Raw genomic sequence first — 15311 nt, forward strand, 5'->3', positions numbered from 1 at the left:
GAACAGAACACATGCACGCCTGAAAACAGCGCACGCCCGAAGCGATCAGACGCGCGGCAGATCGTCGATGAACTTCTCGACGTGGCCATCCGGCACGTCGGTATCGATGCCGTCGTGACCGTCGGCATGCGAGACGGTTTTGATTTTCGGTCCGAGCAGATTCATCCCGCCCAGCGTGAAGAACGACCAAACGGCATTGCCCGCGTGAATCGCCGTCACGACATCCGCGACTTCAACGATTTCATGCGGCGACAGCCATTCATTCGTTTTCGGATTGACGAGAGCCCAACGGACATGGGTGACGCGGTCAGTCATCGGGTTAATGCGTACGGCATCGATAGCATAGGTCGCCATTTCCACCTCCATCGTCGTCACCCAGGCATCGTAGCACTTATGTCAGGTTAGACGAAGTGGACAGGAACAGCACGGCTTTGCGGCCTCGTTAAGCGATTGCGTAGCATCGGGCGAGACGGAACGCGGCCCGCAGGCCGCCCACCGATGGGACCCATTCGAAGGCAAACGCCGCTGCACAGTGGCATGCCCGGATGTACTCTGCGGCGCCGACCGCCGCGTGACCGCCTCCATGCTCGGAATGACTGCATCTTCGAATGGCTTCCATTTTCTATAACGGTCGTGCGCAAATCCGTCTGAACCCGGGTTTGCCCCAATACCGCACATGATGCCCGCGCGCGCGCGCGCATACATGCAGTACGATGGGCTGAATTCATAACGGGAAGCAAAGCCATGTCGATCGAAGTCGGGACGGCGTCATGGACGGACGCCACGCTCATCAAGTCGGGCCGCTTTTATCCGAAAGGGTGCACGAGCGCGGAGGCGCGGCTGCGTTTCTATGCGAGCCAGTTCCCGATGGTCGAAGTGGACGCCTCGTACTACGCGATGCCGAGCGCGACGACCAGCGCGCAATGGGCCGCGCGCACGCCCGAGCATTTCACCTTCAACGTGAAAGCGTTCCGGCTTTTCACCGGGCACCAGACCGAGCGCAAATTCTTCCCGCCCGACATCCAACCGCTTCTTCCGCAGAACGACAAGAGAAATCTCTACTACCGCGACATACCGCCCGATATCGTCGACGAGATGTGGCGGCGTTTTTTCGAAGCGCTCGAGCCATTGCACGCGGCGGGCAAGCTCGGTGCCGTGCTGTTCCAATTCGCGCCGTGGATTTCCACTGCACCGCGCGATCAGGCGCACGTGCGACATTGCGCCAGCCGGATGGCGAGCTGGCTGACAGCATTCGAATTCCGCAACGCGACATGGTTCGACGAGCGGCACCGCGATTCGACGCTCGCATTCGAGCGCGAACACGGCCTCGTGCACGTCGTGATGGACGCGCCAGAAGGTGTGTCGAATCGCGCGCATACCGTGTGGGAAGCGACCTCGCCGGAACTCGTGATCGTGCGCATGCACGGCCGCAATGCGGACACCTGGAGCGGCAGCACGACGGCAGCAGGCCGCTTCAATTACGACTATTCGGAGCGCGAACTCGAAGACATCGCCGGGCCCGTGCGCGAGATCGCCAAACGCGCGGGCCGCACGCATGTGGTTTTCAACAACTGCTTTGAAGACGCCGCGCAGCGCAACGCGCATTCGATGATCCGCATCCTGCAGCAAGAGCGCTTCGCCTAAGCGCGCTTTACAGCGTTTTCCGTTTGCAATTCACTTTCTATCGACTAGCCTCGTCTTATTCGAATCCATTACAAACCGCTTTCATAAGACGAAAAAGGCCCGCGATGCTCACGAGCAATCACAGCAAGGTGCGCCGATGCTATTGACCGGCTACGTGCAGGCGAGCGCACCGGGCATCGTGCAGTTGTGGGTCGGCGTATTCGGCGTGGCGGCGCCGCCCGCGCTGCAGGTGACGATCGACCGGCAAGCCGCGAATCCGCTTGCCGCGCCGCAGTTCTTTCCCATCCGCGATTTCAGCGTCGACGGCGCGGAGCAACCGGTCAATCACCAATGCGTGCTGCGTTTCAAGGTGTCGGACGAATCGCGGCCGCGCCAGATTTGCATCGATGCGGGCGGCGAGTCATTCGAATTCGCGAGCACGTCGCTGCCGAAAGCCGTGCCGACGCTGATGGGCGGCAGCTTCAACATCCTGTTGTCGTCGTGCTATTCGCAACCCGAGGATGTGAACGGGTTGCTCGGCACGATCGTCTCGCAGATCAAGGTGCAACCGCATCTGACCGTGCTGGCAGGCGACCAGGTCTATCTCGATCAGCCGCTCACGCAGCACGTGCCCGATCAGAATCCCGATCGCGCGCGGCTGCTCGCCAACAAGTACTACCTGAACTGGCTTTCCGGCGCGCTGCGTGTGCCGGGACTGCAAGCGGTGCTGGAGCGCGCACCCGTCGTGTGCATCCCCGACGACCACGAGTTCTGGAACAACTACCCGTTTGCACAGAAGCAGTTGCCCGACACGTGGACGGATGCCTCGCGCCAGTTGCTGGGCGACACGGCGCGCGCGCTTTACGAGGACTATCAGATCGGCGGCGCGCCGGGTGGCGCGGGCGGCGCGATACGGCTCGACATCGAGCCGTTGATGATGCTGTTCGTCGATATGCGCTGCGACCGCGACAGCACGTTCAAGTCGCTGATGGGCCCGCAAGCCGTCGCCGCGATGCAGACGTGGGAAAAAGATCTCGTCGATGCGCACGCGGCGGGGCGGCCTGCCGTCGGTCTGCTCGCGTCCGGACAGGCGCTCTTCATCGATCCGCCCGACACCGACTGGCGCAAGAAAACCTTCGACGCCGAAATGCCGAACTATGCGCAGTTCGACGTGTTGCAGGCGACGCTAGGCCGGCTCGCGGACAATGGCATTCCCGTCGTCTACCTGACGGGCGACGTGCACTGGGGACGCGTCGCGTCGGGCCGCGATCTGCAGACGGGTACGGCGCTGTATGAAGTGATTTCGTCGCCGTCGCGGCTGATTCGCGTGCCGTTTCTCGACACGGCGAAAGAAGCCGTCAACGCCGTCAAAGGCATTTTCGGCCCGCGCAACGCGTGGCCGCGCCACGCCGATCCCGATCCCGTACCCGACCGCTTCGGCATCAATCATCGCTTCGCGATCAACCAGGAATTCGGCCACCGCGGCGATCAGGTGGCGATGGTGTCGTTCACGCGCGTGGGCAGCGGCGTGGACATGCAGGTCAGCTACTACGGCATTTCCAGCGACAAGACGATTTCGCAATCCGTATCCACGACGCGCTTCGAATTGCGGGCGCGCGCCAATTAAAAGAGGCGAGAGCCATGCTCAAAATCGTACGTTCAACGACGACGCAGTCGAATCCGCAGTTCACACCATTCGAGCGCAACGCGGGCGAGAGCAACACCGCGTGGGGCGAGCGCGCGGTGCTCGACATGCAGGCGGGCGGCCCCGACGCATGGACGTATGTGGTGCTGCTTGGCGGCAGCGATACGCTGGCGTTTCGCGTGCGCATCGCGCAGTCGCATCTGCGTCACGACATGCTGCCGTCGTTCTGGTCGGAGTCGATGCTGGTCAGGCTGGCAGGCGCGACGCTCGCGCATGCCGAAGCACTGCACGTCCCTTTGCATCAGCCGGAAGGGCCGGCATTTGCGGCGCGCGTGAACGGCGTGGTTGCGCGTCCGCTGACGGACTTCGACGACACGGCGCGCTTTCCTAACATCGCTGTGATCGCGTTGCCCATCGCGCAGGACAAGGTGGTCGGCAAGGTCGACAGCTTCCGGCAGTCGCGCGCGACGCTCGATGCGCTCGAACACGTGTTGCGCTGGCTTGCGTATGCATGGGGCGCAGCGCGCACGCCGAACCCGCTGCACGACAACTACGGCTTGCCGTCGACGTGCATGATCGAGACCGTGTGCGCCGCCGCCAATTTCGATCTGACTCCGGGACTCGAATCGCGCGCGTCATGTCCCGAAGCGATCTGGGCCGCAGCGAACTACTGGCATGAGTACTTCGAGAAGTTCAACGGGCGCGAGCCGATAGGGCGCTATACGACGCCCCACACGTATCCCATCGAAGAGCCAGCCGCACCCGCTGCGCCCTCCGCATCGACTACTTCGCCGACCGCTTCAAACCCTGACAAACGCAAGAAAAAATGAACAGCGGATTCAAGGCTGCGATGCGCTCGCCGGGCTTGCGGCGGGTGTCGATGCCGACGCGGGCGCTTGCGCGTCGCTATTGACATTGACGGCAGCGGACGCGCTCGCGGCCGCGCCCGGCTCGCCCGGCTCGCCCGGCAACGGCAGAATGGGCGGCTGCGACGCGCGGGCGACACGATCTGCGGCGGCTCGATGTCGGTGGGCGCGGACGCCTCGACAGCGGGCGAAGCGCTCGCCACCACGGGCGCAGCCGGTGCCTGACGCGGCTTCACGCGCGGCGCAGGCGCAGCCGTTTCAGGCTTGCGCGTCGACGGAAAAAGATACTGCCCCCACGCGCGCAGCTTCTCGCGCAACGTATCGAACAGGCCGGGCGGCGGCTCCTGCGCGAACTTCGCGCGCGGATCGACAAGACGCGAGCGCAACGAACGCTGGAAGAAGTCGCCGACGATCGGCAACGCGCTGTGCGCGCCCTGCCCCCAGTAGTCGCTGCGCAGCGTGACGCGGCTGTCGTTGAAACCGACCCACGCGCCCGCCACGAGCTGCGGATGCATCAGGATGAACCAGCCATCCGCGTTGTCCTGCGTCGTGCCCGTCTTGCCCGCGACGTCGGCGCGGATGCCGAAGCGCGTGCGGATCGCCGAGCCCGTGCCCTTGTTGACGACGGAGCGCATCACGTCGAGCAAGGTCTGCGCGCTCGCCACCGGCATGACGCGATCGGCGCGCGAAGGTTGGAACTCGGCGAGCGTTTCGCCCTTGCGGTCCTCGATGCGCGTGACGAGCATCGGCGCGACGTACGCGCCTTCGTTCGCGATCGTGCCGTACGACGACACCATCTCTTTCAGCGTGACGGGGCTCGTGCCCAACGCGAGCGACGGCACGGCGTCGAGCTCGCTTTCGCGCACGCCCATCGCTCGTGCGAGGCGCGCGACCTTGGCGGGACCGACGGTCTCCATCAGTTGCGCGGTGATACGGTTGCGCGAATAGGCGAGGCCGTCGCGCAGCGTGATCGGCCGGCCGCTTGGCGCGTCTTCGTCGCTGGGCTTCCAGATTTCACCGCCTCTCAGCGGAATTTCGACAGCCTGATCGGGGAAGGTGTCGTCGGGCTTCGCGCCTTGTTCGAACGCCGCGCCGTACACGAACGGCTTGAACGTCGAGCCCGGCTGACGCCGCGCCTGCGACACGTGATCGTACTGATCCTGCGTGAAATCGCGGCTGCCGACCCACGCCTTGATTTCGCCTGTGCGCGGATCCATCGCGACGAATGCGGCCTGTACGCGCGTCTTGCTATCGCACAGCGACTTCATGAACGCATGATCCGCCGACAGATGCTTGAGCGCGTCGCCATCGCTGACGCCGGATTCTCTCGCGCTGCGATACTCGGGTGTCTCGCGAATGAATGCGTCGAACAAATCCTTGTGACCGGTGCATGTGCCGCGCGCATTCCATGCAGCATTCGCGATCGACTGCAACTGGTTGCCTTGCAGCGTCAGCGCCTGCGTCGCCATGGTTTGCAGACGCGCGTCGATCGTCGTGCGAACGATGAGCCCATCGGAATAAATGTTGTAGTCGTTCGCATCGGCCCATGAAATAAGCCACTTTTTCAGCTGTTGCGCGAAGTGCGGCGCGGGACCGGGCGGCTCCTGCTGTCGCTCGAAATCGACGCGCAGCGGCCTCGCCTTGAGCGCATTGAATTGCGCAGGCGCGAGCCGCCCGTATTTCACCATCTGAGCGAGCACGATGTTGCGCCGGTCGAGCGCGCGCTCCGGATTGATCACCGGGTTGTAGTAGCTGTTGCCCTTCAGCATGCCGATCAGCGTGGCGCTTTCTAGCACCGTGAGATTGTCGGCGGACTTGTCGAAATACGTGCGCGCCGCCATTTCGATGCCGTAGGCGTTGTAGAGAAACGGCACCGTGTTCAGGTACGTTTCGAGAATCTCGCTCTTTGTATAGACGGCCTCGATCTTGAACGCCGTGATGGCTTCCTTGATCTTGCGCGTGAGCGTCGGCGCGCGGCCGATGTCGTCAGGATAGAGATTGCGCGCGAGCTGCTGCGTGATCGTGGAGCCGCCCTGGCGGTCGCCCGAAAACGTATGCAGCGCCGCGCCTGCCGTGCGCTTGAAGTCGATGCCGTGGTGCTCGTAAAAGCGGTGGTCTTCAGTGGAGATCAACGCGTCCACCACGTGTGGCGAGATGTCGGAAAGCTTCATCCACACGCGGTTGGTCGGCTTGAATTCGGCGAGCAGCTTGCCGTCGGCGGAATAGATTTGCGCGGGCTGCTCGATCTTCGCCTTGCGAATATCCCCGATACCCGGCGTGAACGGAATCAGGATCAGCACATAGAGCAGCACGAGCGCGGGAATCGCGGCAACGGACAGCGCCACGCCGCGCCATGTCGGATGACGCAAACGTTGCACGGCGCTCATGGCGAGCGGCTGCATAAGGGCCCATGCACTTGCGGATACTTTCTGGAGAAACGACAGGATCGAGCGTCCCACGCTAACGCACCATCGGCAGAAAAGGCTGCATCCTACCAAAACAGCGTGGACGTATAAGCGTTTTGCAAGAATCGGCAGATCGGCGCCCACGCGAAGGCGCAAAAAAACGGCTGAACCTGCGAACAGGTTCAGCCGCTGCGTTTGCGATGCCAGGCGCTAGGTCAGGCGTGCGCGCGCTTCGGCGTCACCGTCGACACGACGAACGTCACCGCGATATTGATGACGAGCGCGATCAGGCCGATGTACAGCGGCCACGTCGAACCGCCGACATGCAGCGCGAACACGGGTTTGAGCCCTTGAGAAATGGCGAGGCCCGTGCCCGCCACGATCCCCACCAGCCAGCCGAGGAACAGCCCCGGCGTGTTCAGACGGCGCGTGTACAGCGTGAACACGATGGCCGGGAAAATCTGCAGAATCCACACGCCGCCGAGCAGTTGCAGGTCGATTGCGTATTGCGTCGGCAGGAACACGATGAAGAGCAGCGCGCCGAACTTCACGACGAGCGATACGATCTTCGCCGTGGACGCTTCCTGCGCCCCGCTCATGTTCGGCGACACCAGCGGACGCCACAGGTTGCGCGTGAACAGATTGGCCGCGCCGATCGACATGATGGCTGCCGGCACCAGCGCGCTGATCGCAATGGCCGCCGCCGCGAAGCCCACGAACCACGACGGGAACAGCGTGCCGAACAGTGCCGGCACGATGTCGGAGGCCGATTTCACGTGCACGCCCGCGGCAATCGCCATGTAGCCGAGCAACGCGATCAGGCCGAGCAGCAGCGTGTAAGCCGGCAGAAAGATCGCATTCTTGCGCACCGTCTGCGCGGACGACGACGACAGCACGGCTGTCATCGTGTGCGGATACATGAAGGCCGCAAGCGCCGAGCCCAACGCCAGCGAGGCATATGCGGTGAACTGCGTGGGCTTCAGGATGATGCCCGTCGCGCCGCCCTTCGCCTGGAAGTACTGGTCGGCTGCGTCGAACACGTGGCCGTAGCCGCCGAGCTTCTGCGGAATCAGCCACACCGCCGCGATCACGACGATATAGATCATGATGTCCTTGACGAACGCGATCATCGCGGGCGCACGCAGGCCGCTCGTATACGTATAGAGCGCGAGGATGATGAACGCGATGATCAGCGGCGCTTCGCCCGTCACGCCGAGGCCCTTGATCACGACCTGCATGCCGACCAGCTGCAGCGCGATGTACGGCATCGTCGCGACGATGCCGGTGAGCGCGACGGCGGCGGGGAACCACTTGCCGCCATATTCGCCGTGCACGTAGTCGGCGGCCGTGATGTGGTTCTTCGCGTGCGCGATCTTCCACAGCTTGGGCATCACCGCGAACACGAACGGATAGACGATGATCGTGTACGGCAGCGCGAAGAAACCGTAAGCGCCGACGGAATACACCAGGGCGGGCACGGCGATTACCGTATAGGCCGTATAGAAATCGCCGCCGACGAGGAACCACGAGATGATCACGCCGAACTGGCGGCCGCCGAGCCCCCATTCGTGCAGCTGCGTGAGGTCGCCTGCTTTCCAGCGCGCCGCAACGAAACCGAGCACCGTCACGAGAAGGAAGAATGCGATGAAGACGGTCATCGCGACCGGGCTGATGGGATTCAGATCACTCATTTAAGACCCCGGTACACGACGTAGATCAGCAGCGACGTGAGCGGAACCCACAGAAACTGATACCAGTAGAAGAAAGGAAAGCCGGCGAATGACGGGCGCGTATCGTTATAGAAGGGCAGCCACAGCAACGCGATATAGGGGATCAGCAAGATGAGCCAGAGCCATGAACGGCCGGCCGGTTCGGTAGGTTCCACGATTGTCCCTCTTTGGTCTATCTGATTGATTCGCTTTGCGGGCACGCGTTGCCGCGGTGCGTGCATGTGCACACAAGAGCGGGCCCCTCAAAGGTACGCGCATTATCTGCGAAATCGCTCATTGCTGCTCGCAGCGTAACGGTCCTTTGCGGGCAAAGGCTTGACTGCGCAACGCGCCTGATGCAACGCCCGATCAAATTGCCCGATTGCGTCGCGGCTATTTGCGGGTTGCTTCGCTAAAGGTCTTCGCGAAGCGGTCGCGCAGGAACTGCGTGAACGCACGTATCGTCACGGAGGCCTGCCGATGCTGCGGATAGACGGCATAAAGCGTCAGCGGCGGCGATACAAAATCGGCGAGCACTTCGATCAGCTTGCCGCTCGCGAGCGCGTCGGCCACGATGAATTCGGGCAGACGCGCAATGCCCAGCCCTGCCACCGCGGCATCGCGGACCACTTCGCCGTTATTCACGCGCAAGGGGCCGCGCACTTCGAAGGTCTGGCTCGCGCCGTCGATAAGGTACTCCCAGCCACTGCGCCCCTCTTCTCCATACAGCAGGCACGCATGACGTGCGAGGTCGGCGGGCGTCGCGGGCGGGCGGCGAGCCTTGCGATAGGCGGGACTGCAACACGACACCATCCGCAGCTCGGCGAGCTTTTGCGCAATCAGCGTGGAGTCGGCCAGCGTGCCGATGCGCAATGCCATGTCGAATCCTTCGCCCACCACATCGACGACGCGATCGCTCAGCTCCATGTCGACGCGCACGTCGGGATTCGCGCGCAGAAAGCCGGCGACCAGAGGCGACAGGTGGATCATTCCGAACGACATCGGCGCGCTCACGCGCAACAGCCCGCGCGGGTCCGAACGTCCCGACGACATCGCCTGCTCGGCGTCCTCCACTTCGCCGAGGATGCGCGTCGCGCGCTGATAGAACTCGTAGCCGAGGTCGGTCACCGCGAGCTTGCGCGTGTTGCGCACCAGCAGCCGCACGCCGAGGCTCGCTTCGAGCGCCATCACGCGGCGGCTGACGAACTGCTTCGACAGTTGCAGGCGGTTTGCGGCCGCCGTGAAATTGCGTGCGTCGACGGTCGCGACGAAGATTTTCAGGTCGTCCAGTTGCATGGGGTCTATTGCCCGGATTCATACGGGCTCGCGCTGTTTGTCCACTCCATTGTGACAGTGATTCACACCTGGCGCCGATTATTGTCACCCTGATTGACCTACACTTTCATCACTGCTTCTGACAACGGCGCCGCCGCTGCCAAGAGAGGCAAAAGCAATCGATAAATGGAGGTGGAAAAAATGATCGACATCAGACACGCCAATGAACGCGGCCGCGCTGAACACGGCTGGCTCAGCTCGCGTCACACGTTCTCGTTTGCGAACTACTACGACCCGAAGCAGATCGGTTTTTCGGACCTGCTCGTGATCAACGACGACCGTGTCGCGCCCGGCCGCGGTTTCGGCAAGCATCCGCACCGCGACATGGAAATCTTCTCGTACGTGCTGGAAGGCGCGCTCGAACATAAGGATTCGATGGGCACGGGCTCCGTGATTGTCCCCGGCGACGTGCAACTGATGAGCGCAGGCACGGGCGTCGCGCACAGCGAGTTCAATCACTCGGCTAGCGACACCGTGCACTTCCTGCAGATCTGGATTGCGCCGTCGGTGAAGAACGCGACGCCGCGTTATCAGCAGCAGAACTATTCGGCGCAGGACAAGCGCGGCACGCTGCGACTCGTCTTGTCGCCGGATGGCAAGGACGGCTCGCTCGAACTGCGTCAGGATGCGCGCGTGTATGCGGGTCTCTTCGACGGCAGCGAAAAGGCCGGCCTCGATATCGCCGCCGATCGCTATGCCTATGTGCATGTGGCGCGGGGCAGCGTGAAGCTGAACGGCGTCGAACTGAACGAAGGCGACGGCGCGCGGATTCGTAACGAGCGTCACCTTGAATTCACGGAAGGCCGCGATGCGGAAGTACTCGTATTCGACCTGCGTAACAACGAAGTATCGGAACTGTGGTCCTGAACGGCTAGAGCCCACATGCCCAACTGATTGAAACAGGAATGAACATGAACGCCTTTATCGAACAACGCAAGGATGCTTTGCTGCTCGTCGCACGCGTGCTGCTGGTCGTACTTTTCGTGCTATTCGGCTGGAGCAAACTCACCGGTTTTTCCGGCACCGAACAGTACATGGCCGCAACGGGCGCGCCCGCTCCCGCCTTGTCCGCCGTGATTGCAATCGTGATGGAACTCGTTGTTGGCGTCGTGATTGCCGTGGGCTTCAAGACGCGCGCGCTCGCGCTGCTGCTTGCGCTCTACACGCTCGGCACCGCGTTTATCGGCCATCATTTCTGGACGCAGACAGGCATGGAGCACTTCGTCAACATGATCAACTTCTACAAGAACATCAGCATAATCGGCGGCCTGCTGCTGTTGTTCGTGACGGGTCCGGGGAAGTACTCGATCGACCGCCTATGAGGTATTGAAGCAGCGCCGATGTAGTCACGCGGGCGGCCTGAGGGCCGCCCTTCTCGTTGAAGAAACGGGCAGCACGGTTTTAAGGGCCATGTCGCCCGTTTTTCGTTTCGCGCAGCGCAGAACATGCATTGCGTCTGACCGTGCTATATAAAGAAAATCCAAGGGAAAACCCGTAATCGCAGTCGACTCAACACGAGCAGTACAGCATGAAACGCATCGCCGCCTTTTGCCTGACGACGTGGTCCGCCGCGGCCCTTCTCTATTTCGGCCAACACTCGGTTTCGCTCATCGTACTGAGCGGAGTCATCGTGTTCGGCGGATTCGATCTTCTGCGCCCTTAAGCCTTGCTGCGTGGCGCGCAGGGTCGCGCTGTGCCGCGCTTGATGGAAAGCCATCATTATTGGCCGTGAGGCTTCGCTCTCCTTCCACTATCTTTGTGCAAACGGAATGTGTTCCTGAAGCGTCGCGCTGATGGAAATCCCGCAAACACGAAGTAGAGTCGGGCGCGCAACGCGCTAGCTCAGGAGACGACTCATGTCCTCGACTTCCGCCGTCGACAGCGCCGCCACGCCGCCCGGCCCCGCCGACCCCTCCTTTGGGGCTCGCATTGCCGAGCAGTGGTATCAGCCGCGCATTCCGCGCGCGGTCCTCAAGGAACTGATGAAGCGCGACGATGCAGCCGGCCTGCGCAACTTCGCTCCGTGGCTCGTATTGCTGGTGAGCTCCGGCGCGGTGGCCGCCTTCGCGTGGGGCACATGGTGGGCCGTGCCCGCGTTCTTCGTGTACGGCACGATCTATTCATCGAGCGACGCCCGCTGGCATGAGCTGTCGCACGGCACGCCGTTCAAGACGCGCTGGATCAACGACGCGTTCTATCACCTGTCGTCGTTCATGACGATTCGCGAAGGCTACTGGTGGCGCTGGAGTCATGCGCGTCATCACACGCACACGTACTTCCAGACGCGCGACCCCGAAATACAGGTGACGCGTCCCACGAAAGTGCTGCCGATCATCGCGGATTTCATCGGACTGGTCGGCTGCACGATCGAGATAAAAAAGATCGTGCGCCATGCGTTCGGCCGCATCGACGCTGCCACGGATGCGTTTCTACCCGCCAGCGAAAAGCCCAAAATGATCTGGTCGTGCCGCATCTATCTGGCTGTCGTGATCGGCACGATCGCGCTGGCGATCGCCATGCGCAGTGTCCTGCCGTTGATGTTCGTGTGGACGCCGCGCTTCTATGGCGGCTGGCTGCATCAGCTGCTCGGTCTCATGCAGCACGCGGGCCTGGCCGTGAACGTCAAGGATCATCGGCTGAACACGCGCACCGTCCATACGAATTTCGTGTTCCGCTTTCTGTACCTGAACATGAACTATCACCTCGAGCATCATTTGCTGCCGATGGTGCCGTTCCATGCGCTGCCGCGCCTGCATGAAGCGATCAAGGATCAGTTGCCGCCCGCGTACCCGTCCGTCTATGCCGCGTATCGCGAGATGGTGCCCGCGCTGTGGAAGCAGCGCAAAGACCCGGCGCATGTAATCCAACGCATCGTTCCCTCGCCCTGACACGCGGGCAGGCGGACACGCCTGACGGATGCAACATCACGACAGGAGACAGCATGAGCGTCGACACGAACGCAAACATCCATTGGATCGCCGCCTGCGCACCCGGCGACATCGACGAAGAAGACGTGATGCGCTTCGATCACGACGGCGCGAGCTACGCGGTGTATCGGATCGCGGACGGCTACTATGCGTCGGACGGCTGGTGCACGCACGAGCATGCGCATCTTGCCGACGGCTTCGTCGTGAATCGCGAAATCGAGTGTCCGTTGCACCAGGGGCGCTTCGACATTGCTAGCGGCAAGGCGAAAAGCGCGCCCGTTTGTGTCCATCTGAAAACCTATCCCGTGCGCGTCGAAGACGGCAAAGTACTGCTTGGTGTGCCCGCGAGGGATGCATCATGAACGCGCGGCCAGCGATGGTGATCGTCGGCGCGGGTCAATGCGGCGCGCGCACCGCGCACGCGCTGCGCGAGAATGGCTGGGACGGCGAGATCACGCTGCTCGGCAACGAAGGCGTCGCGCCGTACGACCGCCCGCCGCTGTCGAAAGCCGTGCTGCTTGGCGAGCGGACCACAGCACAATGCGCGTTCTACGACGACGCCTTCTATAGCGACCAGCGCATCGATTTGCGCGTCGATGCCGGCGTGCAGCAGATCGATCGCGGCGCGCGCAAAGTCGTGCTGCGCGACGGCCGCAGCATCGACTATCAGCGTCTGTTGATCGCGACAGGCGCGGAGCCGTGGCGCCTCGACGCGCCGGGCGCACAGCTCGACAGCGTGCATCTGCTGCGCACGGCAAGCGATGCGAACACGCTCGCCGCAGTCCTCACGCCTGGGCGGCACATTGCGATCGTGGGTGCGGGCTTTATCGGGCTCGAAGTCGCGGCCTCGGCGGTGGCGCGCGGCTGCGACGTCACTGTCGTCGAAGCCGGCGCGCGCGCGTTGATGCGCGCGGTGCCGGAAGTGGTGGCGGGCTATCTGATCGACAGGCATCGGCAGATGGGCGTGCGGATTCACTTTGCCGCGCAGATCGAACGGCTGCTCGGCACCACGCACGTAACGGGCGTCAAGCTCAAGGACGGCACGCATATCGCATGCGATTGCGTGATCGTCGGCATTGGCGTGAAGCCGCGCACGGAGCTGGCGGAGGCGGCTGGCATCGACGTCGCGGACGGCATCGCCGTCGACGATACGTTGCGCACGAATGATCCGCACATCTTCGCGGCGGGCGACGTCTGTTCGTTTCCGCACCGGCTGTTCAGGCGTCGCATCCGGCTCGAATGCTGGAAGAACGCGGAGGACCATGCGCGCATCGTCGCGCGCAACATGCTCGATCGCGGCGAGACCTACTCGGAAGTGCCGTGGTTCTGGTCGAATCAGTACGACATGACGATTCAGATTTCGGGCATGCCCGCGTTTGGCGTGCAGAGCGTTGTGCGCGAAACAGGCGACACGTCGCGCATTTTCTTCGCGCTCGATCGCGACGGCGTGCTGGTCGGCGCCAGCGGAGTCGGCAAGATCAGCGAGATCGGGCGGGACGTGCGCGTCGCGCAAACGCTGATCGGACAGCGCGCGTGCATCGAGCCTGCGTTGCTCGAAGACGGCAGCGTGAAACTCAAAGGGCTCGTCGCTGCGGAGGCGCTGTGACGCAACGGCTCGCCGTCTATCGGTCGCCGCGCGAGGTCGCGCAGGCGGAAGCGCCCGACCTCAATCGGTAAGCGGCAGGTTCTCGCGCAACAGCACCGTCACGGGAATCTGCTGCGTCAACGTTACGCCGGGACCTCGATGATAGTGACGCAAGATCACTTCGATCGAATGCAGCGCTTCGCCGACCGGGTTCTGGTCGAGCACGGCGTCGAGCACGCCTTCGATCAGCAGGCGGCGCGATGTGTCGTTGAGTTCGTGTCCGATCAGCACTGTGTTCTGCACGCGGTCGAGCGCGCGCAGCGCGTTACCGATGCCTTCGTCACCGACCGAGATGTTGTAGATGCCGCGCAGGTCCGGATAGCGGCGAAACGCGTCGCGCGCGAGCCTTTCCGTCATCGACGACTGCTCGCGGCTCTCGACCGTCTCGACGATGTCGCAATTCGGAAAACGCCGCCGCAGCACGGAACGAAAGCCGCTTTCGCGCTCTTCATGGCCGAGAAAGTCATGCATGCCCGTCATCACGAGCACCTTGCCACCCGCATCGCCGAGAAAGCGGCCCATCAGCTCGCCGGCAACGCGCCCCGCGCAGCGGTTGTCGATGCCCACATAGGCGAGCCTGCCCGTGCCGGGCAGATCGCTCGCCAGCGTCACCACGGGCATCCGGTGGCTCGCATGACGCAATGCCGCTGTGATGTCGGGATGCTCGTAAGCGACGATCACGAGCGCATCGGCCTTGCGCGTTGCCCGCTCGATCGTCTCGACGACGGCCTGCGGATCGAGGCTGTCGAAGTACGTGACGGCGCAGATCACGCGCTGTGCTTCGAAGGTCTTTTGCGCGAGCTCGAAGCCCTGTTTCAGATGCACGTAATACTGCGCGACGGGTTGCTGCAGCAGGATCGCGATGCGCAGCCAGCGCACCGACACGGCTTCCAGCGCGCGATCGATCTTCAGCTTGCGCGCCCATTCGAGCACGCGCGTTTCCTTGTCGCGCGATACGCCGCCGCGTCCGTTCAATACCCGATCGACGGTTGCCTCGCTGACGCCCGCGGCGCGAGCGATGTCGCTCATGTTCGTCTTGCGGCGGCGGAGTTCGGACATGATGTCAGGCGTCGTGACGGGAATACCGGCAATCATCGCATCGACGCCGCGCGCGCAGCAAGCCGCGCTATCCACTAACCACTGCAGTGCCTTGCTC

General features: G+C 63.0%; 14 protein-coding genes and 1 pseudogene. 9 read left to right on the top strand and 6 right to left on the bottom strand.

From position 1 onward, the window contains the following. Window positions 1–45: 45 nt before the first annotated feature. Complete coding sequence (locus H3V53_RS28975) at window positions 46–354, bottom strand: hypothetical protein (protein ID WP_054924700.1); 309 nt, start codon at window positions 352–354, stop codon at window positions 46–48. A 390-nt stretch (window positions 355–744) separates the two neighbouring features. Here H3V53_RS28975 and H3V53_RS28980 point away from each other — a divergent pair, with 390 nt between their 5' ends. The 3 genes from H3V53_RS28980 (at window position 745) to H3V53_RS28990 (ending at window position 4098) form a co-directional block, all read left to right on the top strand. After that, complete coding sequence (locus tag H3V53_RS28980) at window positions 745–1644, top strand: DUF72 domain-containing protein (RefSeq protein WP_336600842.1); 900 nt, start codon at window positions 745–747, stop codon at window positions 1642–1644. A gap of 136 nt (window positions 1645–1780) precedes the next feature. Beyond that, window positions 1781–3250 carry a metallophosphoesterase family protein gene (locus H3V53_RS28985; protein ID WP_336600843.1) on the top strand — a complete coding sequence of 490 codons (1470 nt, stop codon included), beginning with the start codon at window positions 1781–1783 and terminating at the stop codon, window positions 3248–3250. A 14-nt stretch (window positions 3251–3264) separates the two neighbouring features. Then, entirely contained in the window at window positions 3265–4098 is an 834-nt protein-coding gene (locus H3V53_RS28990; RefSeq protein WP_336600844.1) for a hypothetical protein, read from the top strand. A 9-nt stretch (window positions 4099–4107) separates the two neighbouring features. Here H3V53_RS28990 and H3V53_RS28995 read toward each other — a convergent pair. From H3V53_RS28995 to H3V53_RS29010, 4 genes and pseudogenes are all read right to left on the bottom strand, one after another. Continuing rightward, a pseudogene (locus H3V53_RS28995) lies at window positions 4108–6536 on the bottom strand (penicillin-binding protein 1A). A 218-nt stretch (window positions 6537–6754) separates the two neighbouring features. Further along, window positions 6755–8230, bottom strand: a complete 1476-nt coding sequence (gene mctP, locus H3V53_RS29000) for a monocarboxylate uptake permease MctP (RefSeq protein ID WP_336600846.1) — start codon at window positions 8228–8230, stop codon at window positions 6755–6757. Continuing rightward, a complete protein-coding gene (locus H3V53_RS29005) occupies window positions 8227–8424 on the bottom strand; it encodes a DUF3311 domain-containing protein (RefSeq protein ID WP_054924677.1) in 198 nt (65 codons plus the stop codon). The genes mctP and H3V53_RS29005 overlap by 4 nt, the downstream gene beginning before the upstream one ends. A gap of 217 nt (window positions 8425–8641) precedes the next feature. Further along, complete coding sequence (locus H3V53_RS29010) at window positions 8642–9544, bottom strand: LysR family transcriptional regulator (protein ID WP_336600847.1); 903 nt, start codon at window positions 9542–9544, stop codon at window positions 8642–8644. 180 nt (window positions 9545–9724) lie between these two features. Between H3V53_RS29010 and H3V53_RS29015 the strand changes: the two genes are divergently transcribed. The 6 genes from H3V53_RS29015 to H3V53_RS29040 all read left to right on the top strand — a co-directional run bounded on the left by H3V53_RS29015 (window position 9725) and on the right by H3V53_RS29040 (window position 14116). Next, on the top strand, window positions 9725–10450 hold the full coding sequence (locus H3V53_RS29015; protein WP_336600848.1) for a pirin family protein: 726 nt from the start codon (window positions 9725–9727) through the stop codon (window positions 10448–10450). Between the two features lie 44 nt (window positions 10451–10494). Then, entirely contained in the window at window positions 10495–10905 is a 411-nt protein-coding gene (locus H3V53_RS29020) for a DoxX family protein (protein ID WP_336600849.1), read from the top strand. Window positions 10906–11111: 206 nt separating this feature from the next. Further along, window positions 11112–11246 carry a hypothetical protein gene (locus H3V53_RS29025; protein WP_265335314.1) on the top strand — a complete coding sequence of 45 codons (135 nt, stop codon included), beginning with the start codon at window positions 11112–11114 and terminating at the stop codon, window positions 11244–11246. A gap of 193 nt (window positions 11247–11439) precedes the next feature. Further along, window positions 11440–12471: a fatty acid desaturase gene (locus H3V53_RS29030; RefSeq protein ID WP_336600850.1), complete on the top strand. Its 1032-nt coding sequence runs from the start codon at window positions 11440–11442 to the stop codon at window positions 12469–12471. 53 nt (window positions 12472–12524) lie between these two features. After that, window positions 12525–12872, top strand: a complete 348-nt coding sequence (locus H3V53_RS29035) for a MocE family 2Fe-2S type ferredoxin (RefSeq protein WP_336600851.1) — start codon at window positions 12525–12527, stop codon at window positions 12870–12872. After that, window positions 12869–14116, top strand: a complete 1248-nt coding sequence (locus tag H3V53_RS29040) for an NAD(P)/FAD-dependent oxidoreductase (protein WP_336600852.1) — start codon at window positions 12869–12871, stop codon at window positions 14114–14116. Before H3V53_RS29035 ends, H3V53_RS29040 begins: the two co-directional genes overlap by 4 nt. A 60-nt stretch (window positions 14117–14176) precedes the next feature. Here the strand turns inward: H3V53_RS29040 and H3V53_RS29045 are convergent, their stop codons facing one another. Beyond that, on the bottom strand, window positions 14177–15289 hold the full coding sequence (locus tag H3V53_RS29045; RefSeq protein ID WP_336600853.1) for a LacI family DNA-binding transcriptional regulator: 1113 nt from the start codon (window positions 15287–15289) through the stop codon (window positions 14177–14179). Window positions 15290–15311 lie beyond the last annotated feature (22 nt).

The organism is Paraburkholderia bengalensis, from assembly GCF_037126505.1.
In the GTDB taxonomy this organism is placed as follows: Bacteria; Pseudomonadota; Gammaproteobacteria; order Burkholderiales; family Burkholderiaceae; genus Paraburkholderia; species Paraburkholderia bengalensis.

Excerpts from the sequence above, each read along its gene's own strand:
- H3V53_RS28975 (WP_054924700.1), bottom strand. The coding sequence starts at position 354 with ATGGCGACCTATGCTATCGATGCCGTACGCATTAACCCGATGACTGAC.
- H3V53_RS28980 (WP_336600842.1), top strand. The coding sequence starts at position 745 with ATGTCGATCGAAGTCGGGACGGCGTCATGGACGGACGCCACGCTCATC.
- H3V53_RS28985 (WP_336600843.1), top strand. The coding sequence starts at position 1,781 with ATGCTATTGACCGGCTACGTGCAGGCGAGCGCACCGGGCATCGTGCAG.
- H3V53_RS28990 (WP_336600844.1), top strand. The coding sequence starts at position 3,265 with ATGCTCAAAATCGTACGTTCAACGACGACGCAGTCGAATCCGCAGTTC.
- mctP (WP_336600846.1), bottom strand. The coding sequence starts at position 8,230 with ATGAGTGATCTGAATCCCATCAGCCCGGTCGCGATGACCGTCTTCATC.
- H3V53_RS29010 (WP_336600847.1), bottom strand. The coding sequence starts at position 9,544 with ATGCAACTGGACGACCTGAAAATCTTCGTCGCGACCGTCGACGCACGC.
- H3V53_RS29015 (WP_336600848.1), top strand. The coding sequence starts at position 9,725 with ATGATCGACATCAGACACGCCAATGAACGCGGCCGCGCTGAACACGGC.
- H3V53_RS29020 (WP_336600849.1), top strand. The coding sequence starts at position 10,495 with ATGAACGCCTTTATCGAACAACGCAAGGATGCTTTGCTGCTCGTCGCA.
- H3V53_RS29025 (WP_265335314.1), top strand. The coding sequence starts at position 11,112 with ATGAAACGCATCGCCGCCTTTTGCCTGACGACGTGGTCCGCCGCGGCC.
- H3V53_RS29030 (WP_336600850.1), top strand. The coding sequence starts at position 11,440 with ATGTCCTCGACTTCCGCCGTCGACAGCGCCGCCACGCCGCCCGGCCCC.
- H3V53_RS29035 (WP_336600851.1), top strand. The coding sequence starts at position 12,525 with ATGAGCGTCGACACGAACGCAAACATCCATTGGATCGCCGCCTGCGCA.
- H3V53_RS29040 (WP_336600852.1), top strand. The coding sequence starts at position 12,869 with ATGAACGCGCGGCCAGCGATGGTGATCGTCGGCGCGGGTCAATGCGGC.